We start from the raw sequence: 24,050 nt of genomic DNA on the forward strand, positions 1-24,050 counted from the left end.
ACGATTCACCTGTCTTGGGCTGAGCGTACAGTGTGCTAGTCTGACGACACCGCTTTGGCGGAGTCATGTTTCCGAAACCCATTCTTTGAAACGAAAGGATCGCTTTGATGTCTAGTAACGACGCGCAATTGCATCATGTGGTGTGGTACAACCAGCTCGGGATGCACGATGTCGATCGGGTAGGCGGCAAGAACGCCTCCCTGGGGGAGATGATCACCAATTTGTCTGAACTGGGAGTGTCGGTGCCGAATGGTTTTGCCACCACGGCTCAGGCGTTTAACGATTTTCTGGAACAGAGTGGCGTTAACCAGCGCATTTATGCGCTGTTGGATCAAACGGATATCGACGATGTCGATGCGCTGGCACGCGCGGGCGCTCAAATCCGCCGTTGGGTGGTGGAGACGCCATTCCCGTCAGCGTTAGAACAGGCGATCCGTGAGGCCTACAGCCAACTCGCCGCCGATAATGCCCATGCCTCCTTCGCCGTGCGCTCTTCGGCGACGGCGGAAGATATGCCTGACGCCTCTTTTGCCGGTCAGCAGGAGACCTTCCTCAACGTGCAGGGCATCGATGCGGTAATGACGGCGGTGAAACATGTCTTCGCCTCACTATTTAATGATCGCGCCATCTCCTACCGGGTACATCAAGGGTACGATCACCGCGGCGTCGCGCTTTCAGCCGGGGTACAGCTGATGGTGCGCTCCGACCTGGCCTCCTCGGGGGTGATGTTTACCTTGGATACCGAATCGGGTTTCGATCAGGTGGTGTTTATCACTTCCGCCTATGGCTTAGGGGAGATGGTGGTTCAGGGGGCGGTGAATCCCGACGAGTTCTACGTTCATAAACCGACATTGCAGGCTGGGCGTCCCGCGATCGTGCGCCGCACCCTGGGTTCTAAGAAGATCCGCATGGTCTATGCCGATAACCAGGAGCATGGCAAACAGGTACGCATCGAAGAGGTACCGCCCGCGCTCTCGGCGCGCTTTAGCCTGCGCGATGAAGAAGTACAGCAGTTGGCGCGCCAGGCCTTGCTGATCGAACAGCATTATGGGCGACCGATGGATATCGAATGGGCCAAGGATGGGCATAGCGGCAAGCTGTATATCGTCCAGGCGCGGCCTGAGACGGTGCGCGCTAACGAACAGGTGATGGAGCGTTATCAGCTGAGCCGCCGTGGCGAGGTGCTGGTGGAGGGGCGTGCCATCGGCCATCGCATCGGTGCCGGGGTGGTGAAAGTGATCACCGACATCAGCGAGATGCATCGCATCGAACCGGGCGACGTGTTGGTCACCGACATGACCGATCCCGATTGGGAGCCGATCATGAAGAAGGCGGCGGCGATCGTCACCAATCGTGGCGGGCGCACTTGCCATGCGGCGATCATCGCGCGCGAGCTGGGTATTCCAGCGGTGGTGGGCTGCGGCGATGCCACCGAACGTTTGATGGCTGGTAGCCCGGTCACCGTCTCCTGCGCCGAAGGGGATACCGGCTATGTGTACCGCGAATGCCTCGACTTCCAAGTCCAGAGCTCACATGTCGATCAGATGCCGCCGTTGCCGTTGAAGATCATGATGAACGTCGGTAATCCGGATCGCGCCTTCGACTTCGCCCGTCTGCCGAATGACGGGGTCGGGCTGGCCCGCTTGGAGTTCATCATTAACCGGATGATCGGGGTGCATCCGCGCGCGTTGCTGGAGTTCGATCGTCAGGAGCCGGCGGTGCAGGCGGAGATCCGCCAACTGATGCAGGGCTTCGACGATCCGGTCGAGTTCTATGTCGGGCGCCTGACGGAGGGGATCGCGACCTTGGCGGCGGCCTTTTGGCCGAAGCGGGTGATCGTGCGTTTGTCTGATTTCAAATCCAACGAGTATGCCAACCTGATCGGCGGCGAGCGCTATGAACCGCATGAGGAGAACCCGATGTTGGGGTTCCGCGGAGCCGGGCGTTACGTGGCCGAGAGCTTCGCTCCCTGCTTCGCCTTGGAGTGTGCGGCGATTAAGCGGGTGCGCAACGAAATGGGGCTGACCAACGTCGAGGTGATGATCCCGTTTGTGCGTACGGTAGAGCAGGCGCAGGCGGTGGTTGGCCAATTGGCGCAGGAGGGGCTACGCCGTGGGGAAAACGGTCTGAAGGTGATCATGATGTGCGAGATCCCCTCCAACGCGCTGTTGGCTGACGATTTTCTGCAATATTTTGATGGCTTTTCGATCGGCTCTAACGACATGACGCAGCTGACGCTGGGGTTGGATCGCGACTCCGGCGTGGTCTCCGCGCTGTTTGACGAGCGCAACGCGGCGGTGAAGGCGTTGCTGGCGATGGCGATTCGCAGCGCCAAGGCGCAGGGTAAGTATGTCGGCATCTGCGGCCAAGGGCCGTCGGATCATCAGGACTTCGCCCGCTGGTTGATGGAGCAGGGAATAGACAGCCTGTCATTAAATCCTGATACGGTGGTACAGACCTGGATTAATTTGGCTGAAGAATAATCGAATCATATTAGATTAAATGAAAACGGTCGCTTGGCGACCGTTTTTTTTGCCTGAGAACGGGGCAAAAATAAACCGACAAGGGTGAGGTGGGAAAGTAAAAAAAAAGCCCACCGAGATGATGGGCAAAGACTACACACAGCAATAGGGGGAAGAAATCCACCACTCGGCAATAACACCGTGGCGTAATTCTTGATTCGGGGAACAGGCGATCTGTGGTCTGCTATTGGTCTACACCGCCTGGATACGCTACCGCAGCGGATTATATATCTAATTTATTACTATGACGATAGCTAACCTATAAAAAAGTAAGGAATACAGATTTTTATCATTAACGAATAGGAAAGCAATATGTACAGGGTAAGGCGTGACGTTATTAAATAATCACTCTCGTCTGCGAATAAATATCCGCCCGGGGGTGGGCGGATATTATTGTAGCATTACGGATTAACGTAATTTTTCCAGTTCGTCACTGAGTTGTTGCGCGTCTTTTACTGGCGCGGGTGCCTCATTGACCCAGGCTGAAACCAGACGATAGGAGACCGCCAGCACCACCGGTCCGATAAACAGCCCAATCATGCCGAAAGCCAACAGGCCCCCGATAACACCGGAGAGCACCAGGAGCATCGGTAGATCGGCTCCCATGCGAATCAAGGCCGGACGCAGTACGTTATCCATGGTGCCGACCACACCGCTCCACACCAGCAACAGTGTTCCCCAGGTCGTGTCGCCGCTCCAATAAAGCCAGCCGACCGCCGGTAACAAGACCAGTAACGGCCCAAGCTGCGCCAGGCAGCAGACAAACATCACGACCGTTAAGAGCACTGCATAGTGGATACCACTGACGGCCAGGCCTATCCCCGCCAACAGCGACTGTGCTAGGGCCGTCACTACCACCCCCAAGGCCACGGCACGGATGGCCTGACCGCCGAGGATCACCGCCGCGTCACCGCGATCGGCGGCCAGGCGGATGGCAAAATGGCGTATCCCCAGCGCCACCTCTTCGCCTCGGCTATACAGCAGCGCACTAAACAAGAGCATCAGCGAGCAGTGCAGGAAGAAACCGCCGATATGGGCTGCCTGGGTAACAAACCAGGTGATTGCGCGGCCGATGTAGGGCTGGATCTTTGCCATCAGCGCGCCTTCGCTCATCAGCCCGTGCCAACTGGCATACAGCTTCTCGCCGATCAACGGCAGGGTCTGTAGCCATTCGAGCTGTGGCATCTGCCAGTTACGCGCATTGGCCGCCCAGTCGAGGATCGGCCCGGCGTTGGTGATCAGGCTGGCGATCACCATTCCGATCGGAATGACGAACAGCAACAACAGCAGCAGGGTCATCAACAGCACCGCCAACCAACGCTTTCCCCAGAGGTGGCGCTGTAGCCACACCAAGACCGGCCAGGTGGCGATCACCACCATGCTGGCCCAGGTGAAGCCCAGAATGAACGGTTGCACCACCCACAGGCAGGAGATGAGCAGCAGGGCAATAAACAGTGACCCGAAAATGATGCGGGCCAGATCATACTTCGCTTGTGGCTTATCCATAGTCTCCATCCAGATTATGCGCAGCACTCTGCGCAATGCCTATGATGCGCAGAATAGAGTGAAAACCCAAGTCCTGCACGCGCTGCTTGCTACGGCCAAGCCATAGCGAGGAAAATTTCACCGCTGGCGCTTTTATGATAGCTTGAAGATTCGTCTGTTGGTTATACAGGTATAACCCGTGGGGGAGAGCGAGGCTGGCGGGTGGCCGTCGGAGACGAGGGATGGATTAGACAGCGCACGGATAATCAGACGATAAGGTGTGCCCCAGGGCGTGGGCCGAGGCCTGCGCAGTATTACTCTATGGACAGGATTGATGCGCATGATTCCACAGCTTTCTCAGCCGCCGGTGCTCGACCCGGCGGTAATGGCATTCATTCAACAGCTGACAGAACAGGGGTTTACCGGCGAATGTGATACGCGCTATGCGGCGCGCCTGAGCATGGCGACGGACAACAGCATTTACCAGCAATTACCGGACGCGATCCTGTTTCCTCGCTCGACAGCCGATGTGGTGCTCATCGCTCGCCTGGCGGTGGAAGCCCCGTTTCGCTCGCTCAGTTTTACGCCGCGCGGCGGCGGTACCGGTACCAACGGGCAGGCATTGAACGGCGGCCTGGTGGTGGACATGTCGCGTCATATGCAGCGCATTCTGGAGATCAATCTACAGGAGGGCTGGGTACGGGTTGAGGCGGGAGTGATCAAGGATCAGTTAAACGCCTGTCTTAAACCGCACGGCTACTTCTTTGCCCCCGAACTCTCCACCAGCAATCGCGCGACCCTGGGGGGGATGATTAATACTGACGCCAGCGGACAGGGCTCTCGGGTGTATGGCAAAACCTCTGACCACATTCAAGGGCTGCGCAGTGTGCTGTTGGGTGGCGAGATCCTCGACAGCGCCCCGATACCGACTCGCTTGGCGCAGACTCTGGCGCAGCAAGGGGGACGCATTGGCGCTCTCTACCGCGGCGTACTGGAAACCTGCCTCGGTCAGCGCGAGGCGATTGTCGAAAAGTTTCCGCCGCTTAATCGATTCTTGACGGGTTATGATCTGCGTCATGTGCTGAGTGATGATCTACAAACTTTCGACCTGTCGCGTCTGTTGGCCGGCTCTGAGGGGACGCTGGCCTTTGTCACCGAGGCGCGTCTACACATCACGCCATTGCCGCGTGTCCGCCGGCTGGTCAATGTGACATATGACAGCTTCGATGCGGCGCTGCGCAATGCGCCGTTGATGCTGGAGGCCAACGCCCTGTCGGTGGAGACGGTCGACGCGCGGGTATTGGATCTGGCGCGTCAGGATATCATTTGGCACGCGGTGCGTGAGCTGATCGCCGACCTCCCGGCGCGGCCGCTGCAAGGATTGAACATCGTCGAGTTTGCCGGTGACGACGAGACGCAGATCGATGCCGGGGTCACGCGCTTGTGTCAACGTCTTGCCGCGTTGGCCGCCGCCGGCGAGGCCGGGGTCATCGGCTACCAGATCTGTCGCGATGAGGCGAGCATCGAGCGCATCTACGCCATGCGGAAGAAAGCGGTCGGTCTATTGGGCAACGCCGCAGGCGCGGCCAAGCCGATCCCCTTCGTCGAAGATACTTGTGTACCGCCGCAGCACTTGGCGGACTATATCGCCGAGTTTCGCGCGCTGCTCGACGCGCATCAGCTCAGCTATGGCATGTTCGGTCATGTTGACGCTGGCGTGTTGCATGTTCGTCCGGCGTTAGACATGTGTAATCCGCAACACGAGGCGCTGGTCGGCGAGATCTCCGACGCGGTCGTGGCGTTGACGGCGAAGTATGGCGGTCTGCTGTGGGGAGAGCATGGCAAGGGATTTCGCGCCCAATATAGCCCGGCGTTCTTCGGTGAGGCGCTGTATCACCAATTGCGCCAGATCAAGACGTTGTTCGATGCCGACAATCGTCTCAATCCCGGGAAGATCTGCCCGCCTCTCGGCTGCGATGCACCGATGAAGCAGGTGGATGCAATAAAGCGGGGTACCTTCGATCGCCAGATCCCGCTGGCGGTACGGACGGCGTACCGTGGCGCAGTGGCGTGCAATGGTAACGGCCTGTGTTTTAACTTCGATCGCGACAGTCCGATGTGTCCGTCGATGAAGATCAGCGGCGACCGTATCCACTCGCCCAAGGGACGTGCCGCCTTGGTGCGCGAATGGCTGCGCCTCTTAGCGGAGCAGGGCGTCGATCCCTTAGCTCTGGAGGCGGCATTAGGGGGACGAGTCTCGTTGCGCGGATTGATCGCCCGGACGCGCCACAGTTGGCGTGCGCGCCACGGCGAGTATGACTTTTCGCATGAGGTGAAGACGGCGATGGCCGGCTGCTTGGCCTGTAAGGCGTGCTCCAGCCAGTGTCCAATCAAGATCGATGTTCCCGACTTTCGCGCCCGTTTCTTGCAACTGTACCATAGCCGTTATTTGCGTCCGCTGCGCGACCATCTGGTAGCGGAGGTGGAGCGCTATACGCCCTGGCTGGCGCGTGCGCCGCGTCTGTTTAACTTCTTTCTCCGCCAGCCGTTGATGGCGCGTCTTAGCGAGCGCGCCATCGGTATGACGGATCTGCCGCTGCTCTCGGCGCCGACCTTACGCCAGTCGTTGGCCGGTCACCCGGCGCTGATGGACTCCTTGGAGGCACTGGAGGGGCTGGATGCGGCAGCTCGGGCGCGACGAGTCTTGATCGTGCAAGACCCGTTCACCAGCTATTACGATGCGCGGGTGGTCGAGGCCGTGATCCGTCTGTGCGACCGCCTGGGTTTTCACGCCCAACTGTTGCCCTTCGTCCCGAATGGCAAGGCTCAACATATCAAGGGATTCCTGCATCGCTTCGCTCACACGGCGCGTCATGGCGCCGAGTTTCTTAATCGAGTCGCGCGCTTGGGGATAGCGTTAGTAGGCGTCGATCCGGCGATGGTGTTATGCTATCGCGATGAATATAAAACCATTCTTGGCGAGCAACGTGGTGATTTTCATGTGCAACTGATCCAAGAATGGTTGGCGCAGGTGCTGCCCGAACGGGACGCCGCGCCGGCGGGGCAACCCTGGTATCTGTTCGCCCACTGCACCGAAAGCTGCGCCGAACCGGCCAGTGTCGGCCAGTGGCAGCAGGTGTTCGCTCGCCTAGGTGCGCGGTTGGAGTCGGTACGGGTGGGGTGTTGCGGCATGGCGGGCACCTATGGCCATGAGATGCCCAATCAGGCGGCGTCGCGCGGCATCTATGCGCTGTCGTGGCAACCGGCACTGGCGGCGCGGCCGGTGGCGCGTTGCCTGGCGACCGGCTACTCTTGCCGCGGGCAGGCGCGGCGCCAGCAAGGGGTGGCATTACGCCATCCGGTTCAAGCCTTACTGGAGATAAGTCATGATTTGGAAACGCACGCTGACCTTGGCGCAGCTTAATCAGGCGGGAGCGGGCTGTATGGTCGGCCATCTGGGGATCACGATCACGCGGATGGGGGAGGATAGCTTAGAGGGCAGCATGCCGGTGGATGAGCGCACCCGCCAACCCTTTGGGCTATTGCACGGCGGCGCCTCGGTGGTGTTGGCCGAGACGCTGGGATCGCTGGCCGGTTACCTGTGCAGCGAGGGGGAGCAGCAGGTGGTGGGGCTGGAGATCAACGCCAATCACCTGCGCGCCGTGCGCAGCGGCGTCGTTCATGGGGTCTGCCGCGCCCTGCACCTGGGGCGTAGCCATCAGGTATGGCAAATCGAGATCCATGATGAGCGAGGACGGTTGTGTTGCACTTCACGGTTGACCACGGCGCTATTGGACGGGCGGCACCGCGCCTCGGGGCGACGAGATGGGTGTGACTGAGCTCATTGACGATACGACCCTGCCGGTGACGCGGGCGGTGTATGCTCTGCAACTGAATGGCTCGGGAGGATGCCAGCCGCTAGCAGCGACGGCGGCAAGCGCCGCGCCGCATGGCGCCTGGTTACACCTCGATGCCAACGATGCCGAGAGTCGTCACTGGCTGGCGGCGACACCGTTGGTGCCGGAAACGCTGCGCCAGAGTTTGTCGGGTGAGAGTCTGCGGCCTCGCATGACGCGCCAGGGCGAGGGGGTTCTGCTTACCCTGCGCAGTATCGAGTTGACGGGCAGTGCGGCGTTGTCGCACTGGGTGGTGATCCGCCTCTACGCTACCGGCCAACTGCTGTTGACCTCGGGACAACGTCATAGCGCGGTATTGGAGACGGTGCACGGCGATCTTCAGCATGGCCTAGGGGCAGATGATAGCAGTGGCTTGCTGGTGGCGATCGCCGACGCGCTGGTGGATCAGGTTAGCGAGGCCATCGACGCCCTGCACGATCGTATCATCGACATGGAGGATAGCCTGCTGGATCAGCAACGGCCAGCGCGCGGCGCGTTGGCTCAACTGCGTAAACAGTTGATCGTAATGCGCCGCTACTTGGCGCCGCAGCGCGATGTCCTGGCGCGTCTGGCGATCGAGCGTCTCGCCTGGCTGAAGGCGGATGATCGGCGTCGGTTACAGGATATTGCCGATCGTCTGGGGCGTGGTTTGGACGATCTGGACAGTGGTATCGCGCGTACCGCGCTGCTGGCGGATGAGATCGCCTCGCTGGTGGCGGAGGCGTTGAACCGCCGCACCTACACCATGTCGTTGCTGGCGATGCTATTCCTGCCGGCGACCTTTTTGACCGGATTGTTCGGCGTTAATCTGGGAGGTATCCCGGGTAGCGAGTCGCCGCTAGCCTTTTTGCTGTTCTGTCTATTGCTACTGATTTTGGCGACCTGCGTTGCCTTATGGTTAAAACGCAGTAAATGGTTGTAATGGCTTCGGCGGGTAATCTTTGTGACGCGTCAAACTTCACGGGGTCGCTGAATAAAAGCGCAAAGGAAATTGAGCAATATCAAGCTTTACTCATAATGGGTAGGGCAGACTTCATTTCGCAGGTGAATGCAACGTCAAGCGATGGGCGTTGCGCTCCATATTGTCTTACTTCCTAATTTTGAATTATTGCATAGCACAATTTAATTCGTCATATGCCGGTGATTACCGGCATTTTTTTTATCTTTGCCGCGTGGCGCGCGGGCGGGCAGCGCACCACGCGCCGCCGCGGACGGATTACTTTACTTCTAGCACATCCAGACGCAGCGCGGCGTCCAGCGACTGAGACTCGTCGTCGTCATTCAGGCCGATGGGTTGCAGCGGGATGGTTTGCCGGTCGAACGCCAGATCGCCACCATCGATCACCTCGCCACCCTGTTGCAGCCCTTTGAAGTCAAATAGTGCGCCGTCGGCCAGGTGTGACGGTACCACGTTCTGCATCGCGCGGAACATGGTTTCGATGCGTCCCGGATAGCGTTTGTCCCACTCTCGCAACATCTCCTTGATCACTTGGCGTTGCAAGTTAGGCTGCGAGCCACACAGGTTACAGGGGATGATCGGGAAAGCCTTGGCGCTGGCGAAGCGTTCGATGTCTTTCTCACGGCAGTAGGCCAGCGGACGGATGACGATGTGCTGGCCATCGTCACTCATCAGTTTGGGCGGCATGCCTTTCAGCTTACCGCCATAGAACATGTTGAGAAACAGGGTTTCCAGCATATCGTCGCGATGATGGCCGAGGGCGATCTTATTGCAGCGCAACTCAGTGGCGGTGCGATAGAGGATGCCGCGGCGCAGACGAGAGCAGAGAGAACAGGTGGTTTTGCCCTCGGGGATCTTCTCTTTGACGATGCCATAGGTGTCCTCTTCGACGATGCGGTACTCGATGCCTTGCGCGTCAAGATAGGCCGGCAGTACCGTCGCGGGGAAACCGGGTTGTTTCTGGTCGAGGTTGACCGCGACCAGGGTAAAGTTGACCGGGGCGCTCTGTTGTAGGTTACGCAGGATTTCCAGCATGGTGTAGCTGTCTTTCCCGCCGGACAGGCAAACCATGACGCGATCGCCTTCCTCGATCATATTGAAGTCGGCGATCGCCTCGCCGACACAGCGGCGCAGGCGCTTCTGCAACTTGTTCAGGTTGTATTGCTCTTTTTTACTGATCTCTTGCATCTCTGACATCGTTTCTGTTACCCGGCATAAAAAAGGGGTGGCGACGGCGCGGCGGGCGCGGTCGCATGAATAAAGGGCAGTCATCGGGGACGGCGTGGCGTGTATGGTACGGATTACGGCGCCGAATGCCAGCAAGAATTATACGTCCTGTACGCCGTTCATCCCATGTTGCGGCGAGGCCGCTCGTACCGCCACATGCCGTCATCTCCGTGAGTCGGTCATCAACCCCGTTTGCCGTCGCGGACGCTAGCTTGCTTTTGGGTGGCCCATATCTTATTTTGTATTAATTGGTACAAAACAAAGGGAAATAAGATGGAGTCCAGGCTGCGCGCGATCTTGCTGGTGATTTTCTTCTTCTCCGGGTTGGCTAAGCTGGCGGCGTTGCCGTTTGAGATGGTGGCATTCGAGCGCTGGGGTTATGGCGTAAAGGGGATGTATTTGGTCGGCGTGGCGGAGTGGTGTGCTGCCGTAGGACTGTTGTTGCCCCGTCTACGCCGCGTCGCCGCTATGGGCTTGGCATTACTGATGCTGGGCGCGTTGCAGACGCAGCTGCGGCATGGCGAGGGGGACATGGCGTTGCTGGCGGTGCTATTGCTGCTGGCATTATTGCTGACGGCGTGGCAGCCGGCAGGCAAGGCGTACGGGAGCGTTGACGGCCGCCGGCCGAGATAACCGCGTAGTGCGGCAGGGTGCTGAGTCTGCCCGCCGAGCGGCGGGCAGGGACGAGACACGGTTAGGCGATCTCTTCCAGACGGATGCGCGGGCGTTGTGGCTCGACGCCGAAGTAACGCATCATGCCGTCGGCGGCATGGCGCCCTTCGGCGATGGCGGTGACCACCAGATCGGCTCCACGGACGGCGTCACCGCCGGCGAAGATGCGCGGGTTCGTGGTCTGGTAGGGGATGGCGCTATCCACGCGGGCAATGATGCGCCCGGCGCGATCGAGCTTGACGCCTTGCGCCTCCAGCCACGGCATCGGATGCGGGGTAAAGCCGAAGGCGATGACGACGGCATCCGCTGGCATCAGGAATTCAGATCCCGGGATCGGCTTGGGACGGCGGCGTCCGGCGGCATCCGGCTCACCCAACGCGGTGCGTAACATATGAATGCCACACACCTTACCCTGATCGTCGACGGCGATAGAGAGTGGCTGGACGTTAAACTCAAACTCGACACCCTCCTCACGCGCGTTTTTGACCTCTTTCTTCGATCCCGGCATGTTGGCCTCGTCGCGGCGATAGGCGCAGGTCACGCGGGTAGCCCCTTGGCGAATCGAGGTGCGTACACAATCCATCGCGGTATCGCCACCGCCCAACACCACCACCTGCTTGCCTGCCATGCTGATGTAAGGATAGTCGGCGCTGTGCGCCAGCCCCATCACCTGCTTGGTGTTGGCGATCAGGAACGGCAGGGCATCATAGACTCCCGGCGCCTGTTCGTTTTCGATGCCAGCCTGCATCGAGGTATAGGTGCCGGCCCCGATAAACACGGCGTCGAAGTCGGCCAGCAATTGCTCTAGAGTGACGTCGCGTCCCACCTCGGTATTCAGGCGGAACTCGATGCCCATGGCGCTGAAGATCTCGCGCCGACGTGCCAGGATGCGCTTATCTAGCTTGAAGGCCGGAATGCCGAAAGTCAGTAAGCCACCGATCTCCGGATGGCGGTCGAAGACCACCGCCTGGATACCGTTGCGCGCCAGCACATCGGCACAGGCTAGGCCGGCCGGTCCGGCGCCGACGATAGCCACGCGGCGATCGACCGGTTTGACATAGGAGAGATCGGGACGCCAGCCGAGGGCGAACGCGGTATCGCTGATGTAACGCTCGATGTTACCGATGGTCATGGCACCATACTCTTTGCCCAGGGTGCAGGCGCCTTCACACAGGCGATCCTGCGGACATACGCGTCCGGTGACTTCCGGCAGACAGTTAGTCTGGTGGGACAGCTCCACCGCCTCCAGGATACGTCCCTCTTTGACCAGACGGATCCAGTGCGGAATATGGTTGTGTAGCGGGCAGGTCCATTCGCATACGCTGTGGGTGCCGCAGGCCAAGCAGCGTTCGCTTTGGCTCTGCGCCTGTTCGCGGCTAAAGGTGGGGTAGATCTCATCGAATTGGGTCTTGCGGATCGCCAGCGCGATCTTTACCGGATCCTGGCGAGGCGGCGTCTGGCGCAGTTGCCCAACTTTACTGCCGGCGCCGGGAGCGGCAAGGCGGATGGCTTGGGCATCGGCGTTGGCGCTGCCGTTGAACAGACGTCCGGCCTGTTCGTTAAACACGGCGCGCAGCTGCCGCTGTTGGCGCAGTTGGCTCAGTAGGGCCTCATCAATCAGTTGCAAGGCGTTGCTCGGGCAGGCGGCGACGCAGGATGGCGACTCGGCCACCTCGTCGCACAGATCGCATTTATGGGCATTGGCCCGCACGCTGTCGGGATGGTTACTACGTGGATCGGCCTGGGTGATCACCTCGATGGCGCCGAATGGGCAAGCCACGACGCAGGTTTTGCAGCCGATGCATTTCTCCTGCCTGACCTGAATGCTGTCGTTACGTTTCTCGATGGCTCCATTGGGGCACACACTGGCGCAGGGCGCATCTTCACAGTGGCGGCAGAGCAGCGCCGTGCTGCGGTTTTCGCGTTTGATGACGTGAATGCGCGGCTGAAACTGCGCCGCAGTGAGAACATGCTCGCCGTGATTGTGGGCCATTACGCAGGCGATCTCACAGCTACGACAACCGATGCAGTTGTTAGCATCGGCGATGACAAAACGATTCATAACGACCTCACCCAAAGACGAAAAGGAGAAAACATGTTTGGGATATATGCACATCGCGTGCACAAATGTTGGGATAATCCTTATTAAAGGTAAGGAAACCTGACGGCTGCGCAATGTATCACAGTTTTTGTTATGAACTGATTAAAAAATCGCTAAAAATGGGGAAATGATGCGTTGCATCAAGAGAAGCAGGCAAATTAATTCTTCCATCAGCTTTTTTTGAGCGTATCAGGATTATCACAGTGACACAGAATGAGTTTTCATCGTGTACAAAGTGATAATCGCCGCGAGAAATGTAACTGAGAGGTAAACTGGCGCTACCCCGAAGGATAGCGCCAGGGTTCATGCAACGGAGTTATCGTCGTTTTGACCGGCTAGACGGCTGAGGAAGGCGAAACGCTGACGTAAGTTCTCGGCCGCTTCCTGGTATAACGCCTGTGCCGCCTGAGGATCTTGGCTGTTCAAGCGGCGGAAACGTTGTTCGGCCAATAGCGTCTGCGCCAGATCGCCGCTAGGCGGCCGCGAGTCGAGCACCAATGCCGCCTTGCCGTTGGCGGGGCGGCGCGGATCGAAGCGGTATAAGGGCCAAAAGCCGCTGGCGGTCAGGCGTTTCATCTGTTCGTGGCTGTCGGCCAGATCGTAGCCATGCTCCTCGCAAGGGCTGTAGGCGATGATCAGGGCGGGGCCAGGGTAGGCCTCCGCCTCCTGCAACGCCTTGACGGTTTGGTTGAGTTGGGCACCCAGTGAGATTTGTGCCACATAGACATGGCCGTACATCATCATGCTGATACCGAGATCCTTGCGCGCCTTACGCTTGCCGTGCTCACCAAACTTGGTGACCGCCGCCAGTGGCGTCGCCTTGGATTGCTGCCCTCCAGTATTGGAATAACACTGGGTATCCAATACCAACACGTTGACGTTCTCCGTCAGACTGAGCACATGATCTAGCCCGCCAAAACCGATGTCATATGCCCAGCCATCGCCGCCGATCAACCAAATGGACTTCTCGACCAACGCATCGGCGTCGCGGGCCAGTTCACGCGCCTGCTCGCCCGCGATCCCGGCGAGGGCAGCGCGCAGCGCCGCTACCTGTTGACGCCGGGTCTCGACGTCGGTCTCCGGCTGTGTCAGCGCCTGGGTTAAGGTTGCCGGCAGACGATCGCGCAACGCGCTGAGCAGACGTAAGACTCGTTGACGATGGTGGTTGTTGCTCAAGCGGAAGCCGAGGCCAAACTCGGCGTTATCCTCGAATAGCGAGTTGGCCCAGGCCGGTCCACGCCCATCGGCATTAGTGGTGTAGGGGGTGGTTGGCAGGTTGCCGCCATAGATGGAGGAGCAGCCGGTGGCGTTAGCGATCAGCATACGGTCGCCGAACAATTGGGTTAGCAGCTTGATGTACGGTGTCTCGCCGCAGCCGGAACAGGCACCGGAGTACTCGAACAGCGGCGAGATCAGCTGCGAGGTGCGGATATCGATGCGCTCCAGACGGCGGCGATCGGTCTCCGGTAGGGCGAGGAAGGCGTCATAGTTGGCCCGTTCGCTCGCCAGATGAGCCAGGCGGGGTCGCATGTTGATCGCCTTGACGCTGGGATCCTGGCGGTCGGCGGCCGGACACACCGTGACGCACAAGTTACAGCCGGTACAATCTTCTGGAGCGACTTGTAATACATAGCGTTGGCCGCGCATATCACGCGATCTGACTTCCAGGCTGGCGAGGGTGTCGGGGGCGTTGGTTAACGCGGCCGGATCGACCACCTTGGCGCGGATCGCCGCGTGGGGACAGGCGGCGACGCAATGGTTGCACTGAGTGCAGAGCGCGGGCTGCCAAATGGGGATGGCGTCGGCGATATTGCGTTTCTCCCAGCGAGTGGTACCAACGGGCCAGGTGCCGTCCGGCGGGAAGGCCGAGACAGGCAGGGTGTCGCCGAGGCCTGCCATCATGGTGGCGGTCACCGTCTTGACGAAGTCCGGTGCCTGGTCGGCGACGATCGGGGGTCGCCGCGGACTGCTGGGATCGACCGGGCGTAATGGCACGGCATGCAGGGCATCCAGCGTCATGGCCAGCGATTGCCAGTTGCGTTCGACGATCTCTTGCCCCTTGCTGGCGTAGCTACGGGCGATGGCGTCTTGCAGCAACGGCAGGGCTCCCCCCGCGGGGATTAGCGCGCTGAGATGAAGGAAAGCCATCTGCATCACGGTATTGATGCGGGCGCCGAGTTGGCACTCGCGCGCGATGCGCGCGGCATTAATGACATAGAAACGCGCTTGGCGTGCATTCAGCAGCGCCTGAACCTCCTGCGGCAGTTGCGCCCAAACCTCGCTGGCGGAATAGGGGGTATTGAGCAAGAAGATCCCGCCGGGCCGTAACCGTTCGACCATTTGATAGCGTTCGATAAACTGCCACTGATGACAGGCGATAAAGTCAGCCTGCTCCACGAGGTAGGCGGAGTGGATCGGGCTTTCCCGTACTCGCAGGTGAGAGACGGTTAGGCCGCCGGCTTTCTTGGAGTCATAAACGAAATAGCCTTGGGCGTAGAGTGGCGTGCTGTTGCCGATAATCTTGATGTTGTTCTTGGCCGCCGAGACGGTGCCGTCGCTGCCCAGGCCATAAAACAGGGCCTCTAGGCGATTACTGACCGGGTGCACATCCGCCTGGCGCGCCAGGGAGAGGTGACTGATATCGTCGTTGATGCCGACGGTGAAGCGGGGCTTCGGTTGGGCGACGGCCAATTCGTCGAAGACCGCCAAGGCGCAGTCGGGGCCAAATTCCTTGGAAGAGAGGCCGTAGCGCCCGCCGATCACCAGCGGTAGCGAGGGGCGTTCTCCTTGGCTGACGGCTTGCGCCAGCGCGGCGATCACATCCAGATAGAGCGGCTCGCCGAGCGCCCCCGGCTCCTTGGTACGGTCGAGGACGGCGATGCGTTCGACGCTGTTGGGCAGCGCGGCGAGCAGATGGCGCGCGGAGAAGGGGCGATAGAGTCGCACCTTGAGCACGCCGACCCGTTCACCGCGCGCCAGCAGCATGTCACACAGCTCGCCGCAGGTACCACAGGCCGAACCCATGACGACGATCACTCGGGTCGCCTGGGGATGCCCCGAGTATTCGAAGGGCTGATAGCGTCGTCCGCTGTGTGCGGCGAAGTCCTCCATCGCCGCGGCGACATGGTCATAGGCGGCGTCATACCAGGGATTAGCCGCCTCGCGCGCCTGGAAGTAGGTGTCGGGGTTGGCCGAGGTGCCGCGGATCACGGGATGGTCGGGGGTGAGGGCGCGGGCACGATGGGCATCAATGGCCGCCTGTGGCAGCAGATCGCGTAGAGTGTCGTCTGCCAGCGGCACGATCTTGTTGATCTCATGCGAGGTACGGAAACCGTCGAAGAAGTGGATAAACGGCAACCGACTTTTCAGTGCAGCAATGTGGGCGATCAGGGCGAAGTCTTGCGCCTCTTGCACACTGGCGGCGCACAGCATGGCGCAGCCGGTCTGGCGCACTGCCATCACATCGGAATGATCGCCAAAGATCGACAGTGCATGGCTGGCGACGGTGCGGGCGGCGACATGCAGGACGAAAGGCGTCAGCTCGCCAGCCAGTTTATACAGGGTGGGGATCATCAACAGCAACCCCTGCGAGGAGGTGAAGCTGGTGGCCAATGCGCCACTCTGTAGCGCGCCGTGTACGGCGGCGATGGCGCCGCCCTCCGACTGCATCTCTACCACGCGCGGCGTATCCCCCCACAGGTTATGGCGGCCGTCCGCCGACCAAGCGGAGGCTTGCTCGGCCATGCCCGAACTGGGGGTAATCGGATAGATAGCAATGACTTCGCTCAGCCGGTAGGCCACGGATGCCACTGCGCTGTTACCATCAATGGTGATCATTAAGGTTACCTTTGGCTCACAGTGTGATGTTGTTATTAACGAAATTCTAGCAAACGCGATTTCAGCGTCTTATCAGTTTTATGGCAAATGGTTGTCGTTGGCGGGGATGAATGAATGTGTCGGCGCGCGGATTGTCGCCGCGAGGCGAGGCGGCTAGAATTGCGCCGGCTATGTTTATTAAAAGGATGAATAAATGAACGGATATGTCTATCTGGCGATGGCGATTGGCGCCGAGGTGATCGCCACCACGGCCCTCAAGGCGACCCAGGGATTCACCAAATTGGGGCCGAGCCTATTAGTCGTCGCCGGCTATGGCATTGCTTTTTGGGGACTTTCTCAAGTGGTCAAGACCATTCCCCTCGGGGTGGCCTATGCCATCTGGTCCGGTATGGGCATCGTGTTGGTCTCGTTGGCTGCCTACTGGCTGTATCAACAGCGGCTCGATTGGGCTGCGTTATTAGGGATGGCGCTGATCATTGCCGGCGTCGCGGTGATCAATCTCTTTTCCCACACTTCGGCACATTAAATTACATTCTGTCATCACCTGGGCGGCGTGGGGGACACCGCCCAGGGCGCCGCGCGGCTAACGGATCTCGATGATCTGTACGCCCGGTAGCGCCTGAAGCTGTTGATACAGTTCGCTGATCGGCTGCTTCGGGCGCAGCGTGAGCTCAAGACGCACCTCGCACAGCGCCGAATCCGCCGTTTGACGCAGTGAGAGACGCTCTGGCGTGAGCTGGCGTTGCTGGAGGGCCAACAGCAACGACGAGACATTTTCGGGAGGTAACTGCACACTGAGACGATGGTGTTGCCCCATCAGGCGGTTGCTCAGTTGGCGGAAGAGTTCCAAGACAATCAGCGTCATCAGGGTGCCATAGATCCCGATCTCATACAGCCCGCTACCGATGACCAGACCGATGGCGGCGGTGACCCACATTCCGGCTGCGGTCGTCAGCCCCTTTACCGCTTGCTTTTGAATAATGATGGTGCCGGCACCGAGGAACCCCATGCCGGAGACCACCTGCGCGGCGATACGGCTAGGGTCAAGTCCGACGTGACTCAGGGCGAGAATGTCGGCGAAGCCATACTTTGAGACGATCATAAACAGCGCACTGCCAATGCCGACCAGAATGTGGGTCCGCAGACCCGCTTCCTTGGCACGCCATTGGCGCTCGATTCCGATTAGTCCACCTAAGAGCCCTGCAAGGGCGACGCGCAGCAATAAGTCGCTGACCATACCTACCTCAGTTGTTTGTAACCCGCTTGTTTTCCGGCACCATTCAGCGTACAACCCCGAGCATGGTTCGGTTAGTTGTCTATGTTAACAAATCTTAGGCGTTTTGCCGCCTCGCACAGGGTGCCGTGGCGGGGCGATAACGCGCGCTCAGACAGAATAGGAGGAGATGATCGATGCGAGTTGGGGTATGCGCAGTGGCATGGCTGGCGCTGGCGTTGACGGGGTGTGCCGATGAGGCGGCGCAGCAGACGGCCAAGGCGTCGCCGCATATCGCCGCCAGCGCGGCGTTGAGCGAAGGCTGCGCGCTGGTGGGCGGGGAGATCGCGTTGGCACATCAACTCGATGGCAGCGCGCTGGTACAGTGCCAGTTACCGGACGGCAAACGCTGTACGGAGCGTGGGGTGCTCAGCGGCAATTGTCCCAACTGAGCGGCCTCACCCCACCACTAGAGCCAATCGCGTAGGCGATAGCTGAAGCGCTGGCCGTGACGATCGCGTAACTCCAAATGATCGGGAGCCTGGCGCCAGCGCAGTGTACCGCCTTGGCGCAGCAGGGCCGCCAGGCGATGCTGTGCCGCCTGCCAGGCGGGATCGGCGCAGGGCGCGGGGCGCTCGTGTAGGTTGGCAACGCGCAGGTGTCCAGCGTGCAGTGTCGCTTGGCCGCTCAGTTGGCCGCAGAGGGTAGCGCTGAGCCACAGGTCTTGACCAAACTCCAGGTCGGGCGTCATGCGCTGTGCGCTGCCAGCGATAGGTCGTCCATCGATGGCCTGTAATACGTAGTGATGATGCTGGAGCTGTGCCGCCGTCGGCGCAAGGCGACAGCCGCCGAGTAAGGCACACACGCCCAGTAGTAATAGGATGCGCATACGGTTTTTATTCCTTTCTTTGCGATAGTCTGACATCGTGCGCTGTTCTTTAAGCTTTTCCCGTCACATTTTCTATTTAACGCTACACTTAAAGGTAGGATGCGTCCCCGCTAACGCGCGGGCGCGTCGCCACGCGCCAAAATGAGCCGTGGCCGGGGGAGATCCAGTATGCCACAGTGTGTTGCCATTCTGGTGTCGGCGGCATTGACGTCGGGCTGTGGCGTGCGGGCGTCGTTGATCGACCTGCCGTGTGCCGCGCTTCAGGCTGCTGCGTGCAATCTCTACCGTCAAGCGTCCAGGTAGCGTGGGCGGCGGGGGAGTTAGGCAATTGGCATGTGTATCAATACAGAAAAAGGAGTGTGCGAAATGGTGATGGTATCCGAGCCACCTAACGCGGCGTTTAGCACAAATACCATGGACTTTCTGGCCAGCAGTATTGCAATGATGGAGTCTCAAGGGCGCAACATCAGCGCCCGTGATGTACAGGGTAACATGACGGCGCAGCAACGCGCGCTGTTCAATGAGCGTCTAGCCTACTATCGCCGGCAATATACGGAGGAGGCGTTGGCGTAAACGGTCGCGCTGTCGATGAGGATGAAAAAAACCCGCCGCGGCGGGTTTTTTTGTGGCCATGCGTCATCGCGCCATCAGGCAGTAAGCAGGTTCGGACAGTGACGATGCTGGAGAAGATCGTCAATATTTTGCAGTGTGGTCAACGAGATGCTGGTTAGCGCCTCCTCGGTGAGGAAGGCCTGATGGCCGGTGAATAGTACGTTATGGCAGGCCGACAGGCGGCGGAACACATCGTCTTGGATCACGTCGTTGGATTTGTCTTCGAAGAACAGGTCGCGCTCATTCTCATACACATCCATCCCCAACGCCCCGATCTTTTGCTGTTTCAGTGCGTCGATAGCGGCGCAAGAGTCGATCAAGGCCCCACGGCTGGTGTTAATGATCATCACTCCATCCTTCATTTGAGCGAAGGCCGCTTGGTTGAGCAGATGATGGTTTTCCGGTGTCAGCGGGCAGTGCAGGGTGATGACGTCAGACTGGGCATACAGCGTCTTCAGATCGACATACTCCGCGCCGAGCTCCAGCGCCTGCGGGTTGGGATAGGGGTCGAAGGCGAGGAGGTGCATACCGAATCCCTTAAGGATGCGCATGGTGGCGATACCGATCTTACCGGTTCCGATCACCCCGGCGGTGCGGTTATGCATGTTAAAACCGATCAGCCCCTCGAGCGAGAAGTTGGCGTCGCGAGTTCGTTGATAGGCGCGGTGGATGCGGCGATTGAGGGCCAACATCATGCCGACGGTATGTTCGGCGACGGCTTCGGGCGAATAGGCCGGGACGCGGACGACCTCGATCCCCAACGCCTTGGCGGCGGCCAGGTCGACGTTGTTAAATCCGGCGCAGCGCAGTGCGACGATACGGATGCCCATAGCCGCTAATTGTTCCAGCACTTCACGCCCGGCATCATCGTTGACAAAGATGCACACCGCATCGAACCCTTGGGCCGTTTTGACCGTCTGGGGACGCAGTAAAAAATCAAAAAACTCTAGCTCGAAGCCAAACTGTTTATTCACCAACTCAATGTATTTTCGGTCGTATTGTTTAGTGCTGTAGATAGCGAGTTTCATACGATGTCTCCAACTTAAATTGTGATCATCATAGCAAAAATCGCCCTGATCGACAAAAGCGACACTTAGGTGTGATGTAAATCATTTTTTCCTCTCAGGGCATTGAATGGCAATAGATTAATCCGCTATTGTCCCGGCGCCATTTCGCTAAACTGATCATTATGACGAGGCGCTTGTGTGAAACGGGACGGAAGGAGTATGCGAAGAGCGTGGTGCATCGGCGCGTTGACGCTCGCGCTGGTATTGAGCGGCGGTGCGGCATGGTGGGCGATGCCCCATTGGTTGCCTCGATTATTGCAACCGTGGTTGCCTGCCGGTGCAGAGTTGCGTTTGCCCGTGCGTCCTTACTGGTCGCAGGGCGCGTTGCGGTTGCCGCGGCTCGATTATCGCCAGGCCGGGTGTCCGTTGCTTACATTGCGACAGGCGGCGTTAGGTTATCACCAGGCGCATTGGCAGCTCCAGGTGGTCACACTGGAGGTGGAAAGCCGTTGTTTCGGCGCCAGCAAGGGTGACGCCACCCAGCTTACGCTGAGCGCGTTGCAACAGGCGCTGCCGCCGCTGAGTTTGACTATCGATCGCCTGACTCTGCGCCCCTGGCCGCATTATGGCGGTACGCTACGACTATATAACCAGAACGGCCGTCAGCGCCTGAGCTTGCAGGGTGAGCAGCTGCAACTGGAGCTGGCGCTGGTGCGCCAGACATTGCACATACACCAACTGTGGGTGAAACAGCTAGCGTTGGCTCACGCGCTGCAACTCCAGGGGCAGGTGACGTTGGGGCGGGATCTGGTCAGCCCTCCGACGGGCGGAGTGTTACAGGCGCAATTTCGCTTAGCCGCCACGCCCGAACCGTTGCATCTGCGCCTTGATTGGCAGGCGCAAGAGGGACGGGCGTGGCTGACCCGCGCCGGTACTCGTCGTCCGTTGCTCGACCTGCCCTGGCAGCAACGAGCGGAGAAGCTGATCGTCCGCGACGGCCGCTGGTTTTGGCCTGATGCGCCGCAAGCGCTTCATGGCGGCGTTAACCTGACGCTACAGCGCGACCCGACACAGGGATGGCGCCACGCCATGTTGCAGGCCCGCCTGAATATGCTGAGTCAAGGAGCCCAAGGTAAGGCAAATCTGGTGATGCAGCTCGGGCCGGGGCGACTGGACTTGCAACCGGGCGCTTTCCCCTTGCGCCTTGATGGGCGGGTCAATCATCGGGCGTTGTCGTTCGCCAGCGCGCTCTCGGCCGAGGTGAGCGGGACGCCGCGCGCCCCCCGACTGCGATTTTTGCCCGGTGCCTTGTTACGTGTCTGGGGGCGACCGGATGCCCAGACGACGATCGAGGAGGTACGTTGGCCCCTAGCTGGCGTTCAGCTTAGTGCCGCCGGGATCAGCGGTCGTCTACAGGCGATCCTCCGTGTCAGCCATCGTTACTGGGGGCGGGGACAACTGCATCTTGACGGTCAAGCCAGCGCCTTCCGCCCCGACCACGGCAGCTGGCGTTGGCGTTATTGGGGCCAGGGGCGTATGCCGCCGCTGCGCGCCCGTTGGACGGTGAGCGGCCAGGGACGTTGGCACGATGATGAATTACGCCTGGATCAGCTTTCCGCCGGCTTCGATCACCTGGCCTATGGCTTAGCCCGGGTGACACAGCCACGCCTGACGTTGAGTCAGCCCTTGATCTGGCGTCGCTCGGCTCAACATGCCGCCTTCAGCGCCGGTTTTGCGCTGGTGGCGCGGCGCGTTGATTTCAACCACGGTGGCTACCTGCCAACCCCTCAGTTGCGTGTTGTCGCCGTCGGCGCATCCCCCCAGGCGATGCAGTTACAAGGGGCGCTGCATGCGGGTGCCATCGGGCCGATCCGGCTGACGGGACGCTGGGACGGTCGTCGTCTGCGCGGGCAAGCCTGGTGGCGAAGCCAGCCGATGCAGGTCTTTCAACCGTTACTGGCGCCCTCGCTAGGCATGCAACTGTATGCCGGGCGTTTTCATGCCCAAGCGGCCTTTTCTGCGGCGCGGGGACAGGGATTTATCGCCGGGGGCCATCTTCAGGCCCAGCGGGTTGCGCTCTGGCTGAAAGAGGGACGGGTTGATGGGTTGGATCTGACGCTGCCTTATCGTCTGCACGACAAGCGTTGGCAACTCGGGCCGCATGGGCCGGCGACCTTGCGTATCGATCGTCTGGTCAATCAATTCGATCTGCAACAGATCCGCGCGGATTTCCAGGGCTATTATCCCTACAGTGAGGCCTATCCGTTGACCGTGCGAGAGGTAAGCGCCAGGCTGTTTGGCGGTGAGCTGGCCTTTTCCCAGTTGCGTCTGCCGCAACACCAGGCGACGGTATTGCGTCTGCATGATATCGAATTGAGCGAACTGATCACTGCACTCAAGGTGAAGCAGTTTGCTCTGTCGGGACGGGTGGAGGGCGCGTTGCCACTCTATCTGCACAACCCGCAGTGGATCATCCACCAGGGATGGTTCGCCAACACCCAACCAATCACTCTGCGTCTGGATAAAGATACGGTGGATGCGGTGGCGAGCAATAACCTGGCCGGAGGTGCGGCGTTGGATTGGCTGCGCTATATGGAGGTGGGCCGTTCCCATGCCCGTCTCGATTTGAGTAATCTGGGCGAACTGACGTTGAATGCCACCTTGTATGGCGTCAACCGCGTCAAGGATCGGCGCCGGGTCATCGCGCTCAATTACCGCCAACGGGAGAATGTCTTCCAGCTGTGGCGCAGTCTGCGCTTTGGCGATAACTTACAGGCCTGGCTGGCGTCCCGCCTGGCCCGGATGACGAGGAATCAGCATGAGTAACGCGATGAGGATGGGGCCAGCGTTAATGCTGGCGCTGCTGGTGATGGGGTGTACGCCGCGCATTGAGGTGGCGGCGCCGACCCAGCCGATCACCATCAATATGAATGTGAAGATTGAACATGATATTCACATCACCTTGGATAAAGAAGTGGAAGCCCTGTTGAAGTCTCAACCCGGCCTATTCTAAGGGGGACGCATGAACCGTTATCTTGCAGGATTGCTGGGCATACTGTTGGCGCTGAGTCTGGCATCACCGGCCTGGGCCCTGACGTTGGATGAGGCGCGTGCCAGTGGGCGCGTGGGGGAAACCTTGGCGGGGTATCTGGCGGCACGGAGCCAGGACAGTGCGACGTTGGCGCTGGTGGCGCGGGTCAACCAGGGGCGGGCGCAGCGCTACCAGGCACTGGCACAGCGCAATGGCGTGAGTCGCGCGAGCGTGGCGCGTTTGGCCGGTGAGAAGCTGGTGGCGCGCGCCCGCCGAGGGGAGTATGTCCAGGGCATGAATGGCTTGTGGCTGCGCAAGCCGTAAGGGCGCGCGTTACCGGTGCGACACGCCGTTGCCGCCTGGCTTGAGCCCGCCGATCTGCGTAGGGCCGGCGCGGATGACGAGGGCGTATGTCCGCAGGCAGCCGTCACCGTATTACTTGGGCGTTTGTGCGCTAGGCGGCGAGTGAGCGGCGAACACGACTATTCTGTTGGAAGAATGCGGCGTAGCGTCGCAGTAAATTGCGCGTGGCGTCACACTCCGATGCGGCGGTGGGCTGTGGTAAGATAAGCTTATGCCAGGATATTAACTGCCGCGTCG

General features: G+C 60.0%; 19 protein-coding genes. 12 read left to right on the plus strand and 7 right to left on the minus strand.

All coding sequences use genetic code 11. The annotated features are described in order from the left end of the window. Positions 1–107 precede the first annotated feature (107 nt). Entirely contained in the window at positions 108–2,483 is a 2,376-nt protein-coding gene (gene ppsA / locus EHO01S_RS07635) for a phosphoenolpyruvate synthase (protein ID WP_024523403.1), read from the plus strand. A gap of 447 nt (positions 2,484–2,930) precedes the next feature. Here the strand turns inward: ppsA and ydiK are convergent, their stop codons facing one another. After that, positions 2,931–4,028, minus strand: a complete 1,098-nt coding sequence (ydiK, locus tag EHO01S_RS07640; protein WP_024523404.1) for an AI-2E family transporter YdiK — start codon at positions 4,026–4,028, stop codon at positions 2,931–2,933. A gap of 319 nt (positions 4,029–4,347) precedes the next feature. Between ydiK and ydiJ the strand changes: the two genes are divergently transcribed. From ydiJ to zntB, 3 genes are read left to right on the plus strand one after another with little or no spacing between them, the layout of a single operon-like run. Further along, entirely contained in the window at positions 4,348–7,431 is a 3,084-nt protein-coding gene (gene ydiJ / locus EHO01S_RS07645) for a D-2-hydroxyglutarate dehydrogenase YdiJ (protein ID WP_024523405.1), read from the plus strand. Beyond that, the gene (locus EHO01S_RS07650; RefSeq protein ID WP_024523406.1) at positions 7,394–7,846 is read left to right on the plus strand and encodes a hotdog fold thioesterase; all 453 of its coding nucleotides are present in this window, start codon (positions 7,394–7,396) and stop codon (positions 7,844–7,846) included. The genes ydiJ and EHO01S_RS07650 overlap by 38 nt, the downstream gene beginning before the upstream one ends. After that, positions 7,833–8,825, plus strand: coding sequence for a zinc transporter ZntB (gene zntB / locus EHO01S_RS07655; protein ID WP_035370336.1), 993 nt, complete (start codon positions 7,833–7,835; stop codon positions 8,823–8,825). Before EHO01S_RS07650 ends, zntB begins: the two co-directional genes overlap by 14 nt. Positions 8,826–9,119: 294 nt before the next feature. Here zntB and ttcA read toward each other — a convergent pair whose 3' ends face one another. After that, a complete protein-coding gene (gene ttcA / locus EHO01S_RS07660) occupies positions 9,120–10,058 on the minus strand; it encodes a tRNA 2-thiocytidine(32) synthetase TtcA (RefSeq protein ID WP_024523408.1) in 939 nt (312 codons plus the stop codon). A gap of 303 nt (positions 10,059–10,361) precedes the next feature. Between ttcA and EHO01S_RS07665 the strand changes: the two genes are divergently transcribed. Further along, complete coding sequence (locus tag EHO01S_RS07665) at positions 10,362–10,721, plus strand: DoxX family protein (RefSeq protein ID WP_024523409.1); 360 nt, start codon at positions 10,362–10,364, stop codon at positions 10,719–10,721. A gap of 61 nt (positions 10,722–10,782) precedes the next feature. Here EHO01S_RS07665 and aegA read toward each other — a convergent pair whose 3' ends face one another. After that, complete coding sequence (gene aegA, locus EHO01S_RS07670; RefSeq protein ID WP_024523410.1) at positions 10,783–12,822, minus strand: formate-dependent uric acid utilization protein AegA; 2,040 nt, start codon at positions 12,820–12,822, stop codon at positions 10,783–10,785. A gap of 342 nt (positions 12,823–13,164) precedes the next feature. Continuing rightward, positions 13,165–16,698, minus strand: a complete 3,534-nt coding sequence (gene nifJ / locus EHO01S_RS07675; protein ID WP_024523411.1) for a pyruvate:ferredoxin (flavodoxin) oxidoreductase — start codon at positions 16,696–16,698, stop codon at positions 13,165–13,167. A gap of 193 nt (positions 16,699–16,891) precedes the next feature. Here nifJ and EHO01S_RS07680 point away from each other — a divergent pair, with 193 nt between their 5' ends. After that, entirely contained in the window at positions 16,892–17,224 is a 333-nt protein-coding gene (locus tag EHO01S_RS07680; RefSeq protein ID WP_024523412.1) for a DMT family transporter, read from the plus strand. 57 nt (positions 17,225–17,281) lie between these two features. Here the strand turns inward: EHO01S_RS07680 and EHO01S_RS07685 are convergent, their stop codons facing one another. Next, positions 17,282–17,935, minus strand: a complete 654-nt coding sequence (locus tag EHO01S_RS07685) for an MgtC/SapB family protein (RefSeq protein ID WP_024523413.1) — start codon at positions 17,933–17,935, stop codon at positions 17,282–17,284. 173 nt (positions 17,936–18,108) lie between these two features. Between EHO01S_RS07685 and EHO01S_RS07690 the strand changes: the two genes are divergently transcribed. After that, positions 18,109–18,363 carry a putative hemolysin gene (locus EHO01S_RS07690; RefSeq protein WP_024523414.1) on the plus strand — a complete coding sequence of 85 codons (255 nt, stop codon included), beginning with the start codon at positions 18,109–18,111 and terminating at the stop codon, positions 18,361–18,363. A gap of 17 nt (positions 18,364–18,380) precedes the next feature. Here EHO01S_RS07690 and EHO01S_RS07695 read toward each other — a convergent pair whose 3' ends face one another. After that, positions 18,381–18,800 carry an META domain-containing protein gene (locus EHO01S_RS07695; protein WP_024523415.1) on the minus strand — a complete coding sequence of 140 codons (420 nt, stop codon included), beginning with the start codon at positions 18,798–18,800 and terminating at the stop codon, positions 18,381–18,383. Between the two features lie 168 nt (positions 18,801–18,968). On the opposite strand from EHO01S_RS07695, the gene EHO01S_RS19280 reads away from it, so the two are divergent. Beyond that, complete coding sequence (locus tag EHO01S_RS19280) at positions 18,969–19,103, plus strand: hypothetical protein (protein WP_255209545.1); 135 nt, start codon at positions 18,969–18,971, stop codon at positions 19,101–19,103. 63 nt (positions 19,104–19,166) lie between these two features. Beyond that, positions 19,167–19,373 carry a glycogen synthase gene (locus EHO01S_RS07700; RefSeq protein WP_024523416.1) on the plus strand — a complete coding sequence of 69 codons (207 nt, stop codon included), beginning with the start codon at positions 19,167–19,169 and terminating at the stop codon, positions 19,371–19,373. A gap of 74 nt (positions 19,374–19,447) precedes the next feature. Here EHO01S_RS07700 and EHO01S_RS07705 read toward each other — a convergent pair whose 3' ends face one another. Further along, positions 19,448–20,440 (minus strand): 2-hydroxyacid dehydrogenase, encoded by a 993-nt coding sequence (locus EHO01S_RS07705; RefSeq protein ID WP_024523417.1) that lies wholly within the window; start codon positions 20,438–20,440, stop codon positions 19,448–19,450. Between the two features lie 198 nt (positions 20,441–20,638). On the opposite strand from EHO01S_RS07705, the gene EHO01S_RS07710 reads away from it, so the two are divergent. Genes EHO01S_RS07710 through EHO01S_RS07720 form a run of 3 tightly spaced genes read left to right on the plus strand, consistent with a single transcriptional unit; the run spans position 20,639 to position 23,774 of the window. Then, the gene (locus EHO01S_RS07710) at positions 20,639–23,245 is read left to right on the plus strand and encodes a YdbH family protein (protein WP_024523418.1); all 2,607 of its coding nucleotides are present in this window, start codon (positions 20,639–20,641) and stop codon (positions 23,243–23,245) included. Continuing rightward, positions 23,238–23,432, plus strand: coding sequence for a YnbE family lipoprotein (locus EHO01S_RS17495; RefSeq protein WP_051355207.1), 195 nt, complete (start codon positions 23,238–23,240; stop codon positions 23,430–23,432). Before EHO01S_RS07710 ends, EHO01S_RS17495 begins: the two co-directional genes overlap by 8 nt. Before the next feature lie 9 nt (positions 23,433–23,441). Beyond that, entirely contained in the window at positions 23,442–23,774 is a 333-nt protein-coding gene (locus EHO01S_RS07720) for a YdbL family probable chaperone protein (protein WP_024523419.1), read from the plus strand. The last annotated feature ends 276 nt before the right edge of the window (positions 23,775–24,050 follow it).

The organism is Edwardsiella hoshinae NBRC 105699 = ATCC 33379 (assembly GCF_000474215.1).
Lineage (GTDB): Bacteria > Pseudomonadota > Gammaproteobacteria > Enterobacterales > Enterobacteriaceae > Edwardsiella > Edwardsiella hoshinae.

Excerpts from the sequence above, each read along its gene's own strand:
- EHO01S_RS07685 (WP_024523413.1), bottom strand. The coding sequence starts at position 17,935 with ATGGTCAGCGACTTATTGCTGCGCGTCGCCCTTGCAGGGCTCTTAGGT.
- zntB (WP_035370336.1), top strand. The coding sequence starts at position 7,833 with ATGGGTGTGACTGAGCTCATTGACGATACGACCCTGCCGGTGACGCGG.
- ydiK (WP_024523404.1), bottom strand. The coding sequence starts at position 4,028 with ATGGATAAGCCACAAGCGAAGTATGATCTGGCCCGCATCATTTTCGGG.
- ppsA (WP_024523403.1), top strand. The coding sequence starts at position 108 with ATGTCTAGTAACGACGCGCAATTGCATCATGTGGTGTGGTACAACCAG.
- EHO01S_RS17495 (WP_051355207.1), top strand. The coding sequence starts at position 23,238 with ATGAGTAACGCGATGAGGATGGGGCCAGCGTTAATGCTGGCGCTGCTG.
- aegA (WP_024523410.1), bottom strand. The coding sequence starts at position 12,822 with ATGAATCGTTTTGTCATCGCCGATGCTAACAACTGCATCGGTTGTCGT.
- EHO01S_RS07650 (WP_024523406.1), top strand. The coding sequence starts at position 7,394 with ATGATTTGGAAACGCACGCTGACCTTGGCGCAGCTTAATCAGGCGGGA.
- EHO01S_RS07720 (WP_024523419.1), top strand. The coding sequence starts at position 23,442 with ATGAACCGTTATCTTGCAGGATTGCTGGGCATACTGTTGGCGCTGAGT.
- EHO01S_RS07700 (WP_024523416.1), top strand. The coding sequence starts at position 19,167 with ATGGTGATGGTATCCGAGCCACCTAACGCGGCGTTTAGCACAAATACC.
- EHO01S_RS07705 (WP_024523417.1), bottom strand. The coding sequence starts at position 20,440 with ATGAAACTCGCTATCTACAGCACTAAACAATACGACCGAAAATACATT.
- EHO01S_RS07690 (WP_024523414.1), top strand. The coding sequence starts at position 18,109 with ATGCGAGTTGGGGTATGCGCAGTGGCATGGCTGGCGCTGGCGTTGACG.
- ttcA (WP_024523408.1), bottom strand. The coding sequence starts at position 10,058 with ATGTCAGAGATGCAAGAGATCAGTAAAAAAGAGCAATACAACCTGAAC.
- EHO01S_RS07665 (WP_024523409.1), top strand. The coding sequence starts at position 10,362 with ATGGAGTCCAGGCTGCGCGCGATCTTGCTGGTGATTTTCTTCTTCTCC.
- EHO01S_RS07680 (WP_024523412.1), top strand. The coding sequence starts at position 16,892 with ATGAACGGATATGTCTATCTGGCGATGGCGATTGGCGCCGAGGTGATC.
- EHO01S_RS07710 (WP_024523418.1), top strand. The coding sequence starts at position 20,639 with ATGCGAAGAGCGTGGTGCATCGGCGCGTTGACGCTCGCGCTGGTATTG.
- ydiJ (WP_024523405.1), top strand. The coding sequence starts at position 4,348 with ATGATTCCACAGCTTTCTCAGCCGCCGGTGCTCGACCCGGCGGTAATG.
- EHO01S_RS19280 (WP_255209545.1), top strand. The coding sequence starts at position 18,969 with ATGCCACAGTGTGTTGCCATTCTGGTGTCGGCGGCATTGACGTCGGGC.
- EHO01S_RS07695 (WP_024523415.1), bottom strand. The coding sequence starts at position 18,800 with ATGCGCATCCTATTACTACTGGGCGTGTGTGCCTTACTCGGCGGCTGT.
- nifJ (WP_024523411.1), bottom strand. The coding sequence starts at position 16,698 with ATGATCACCATTGATGGTAACAGCGCAGTGGCATCCGTGGCCTACCGG.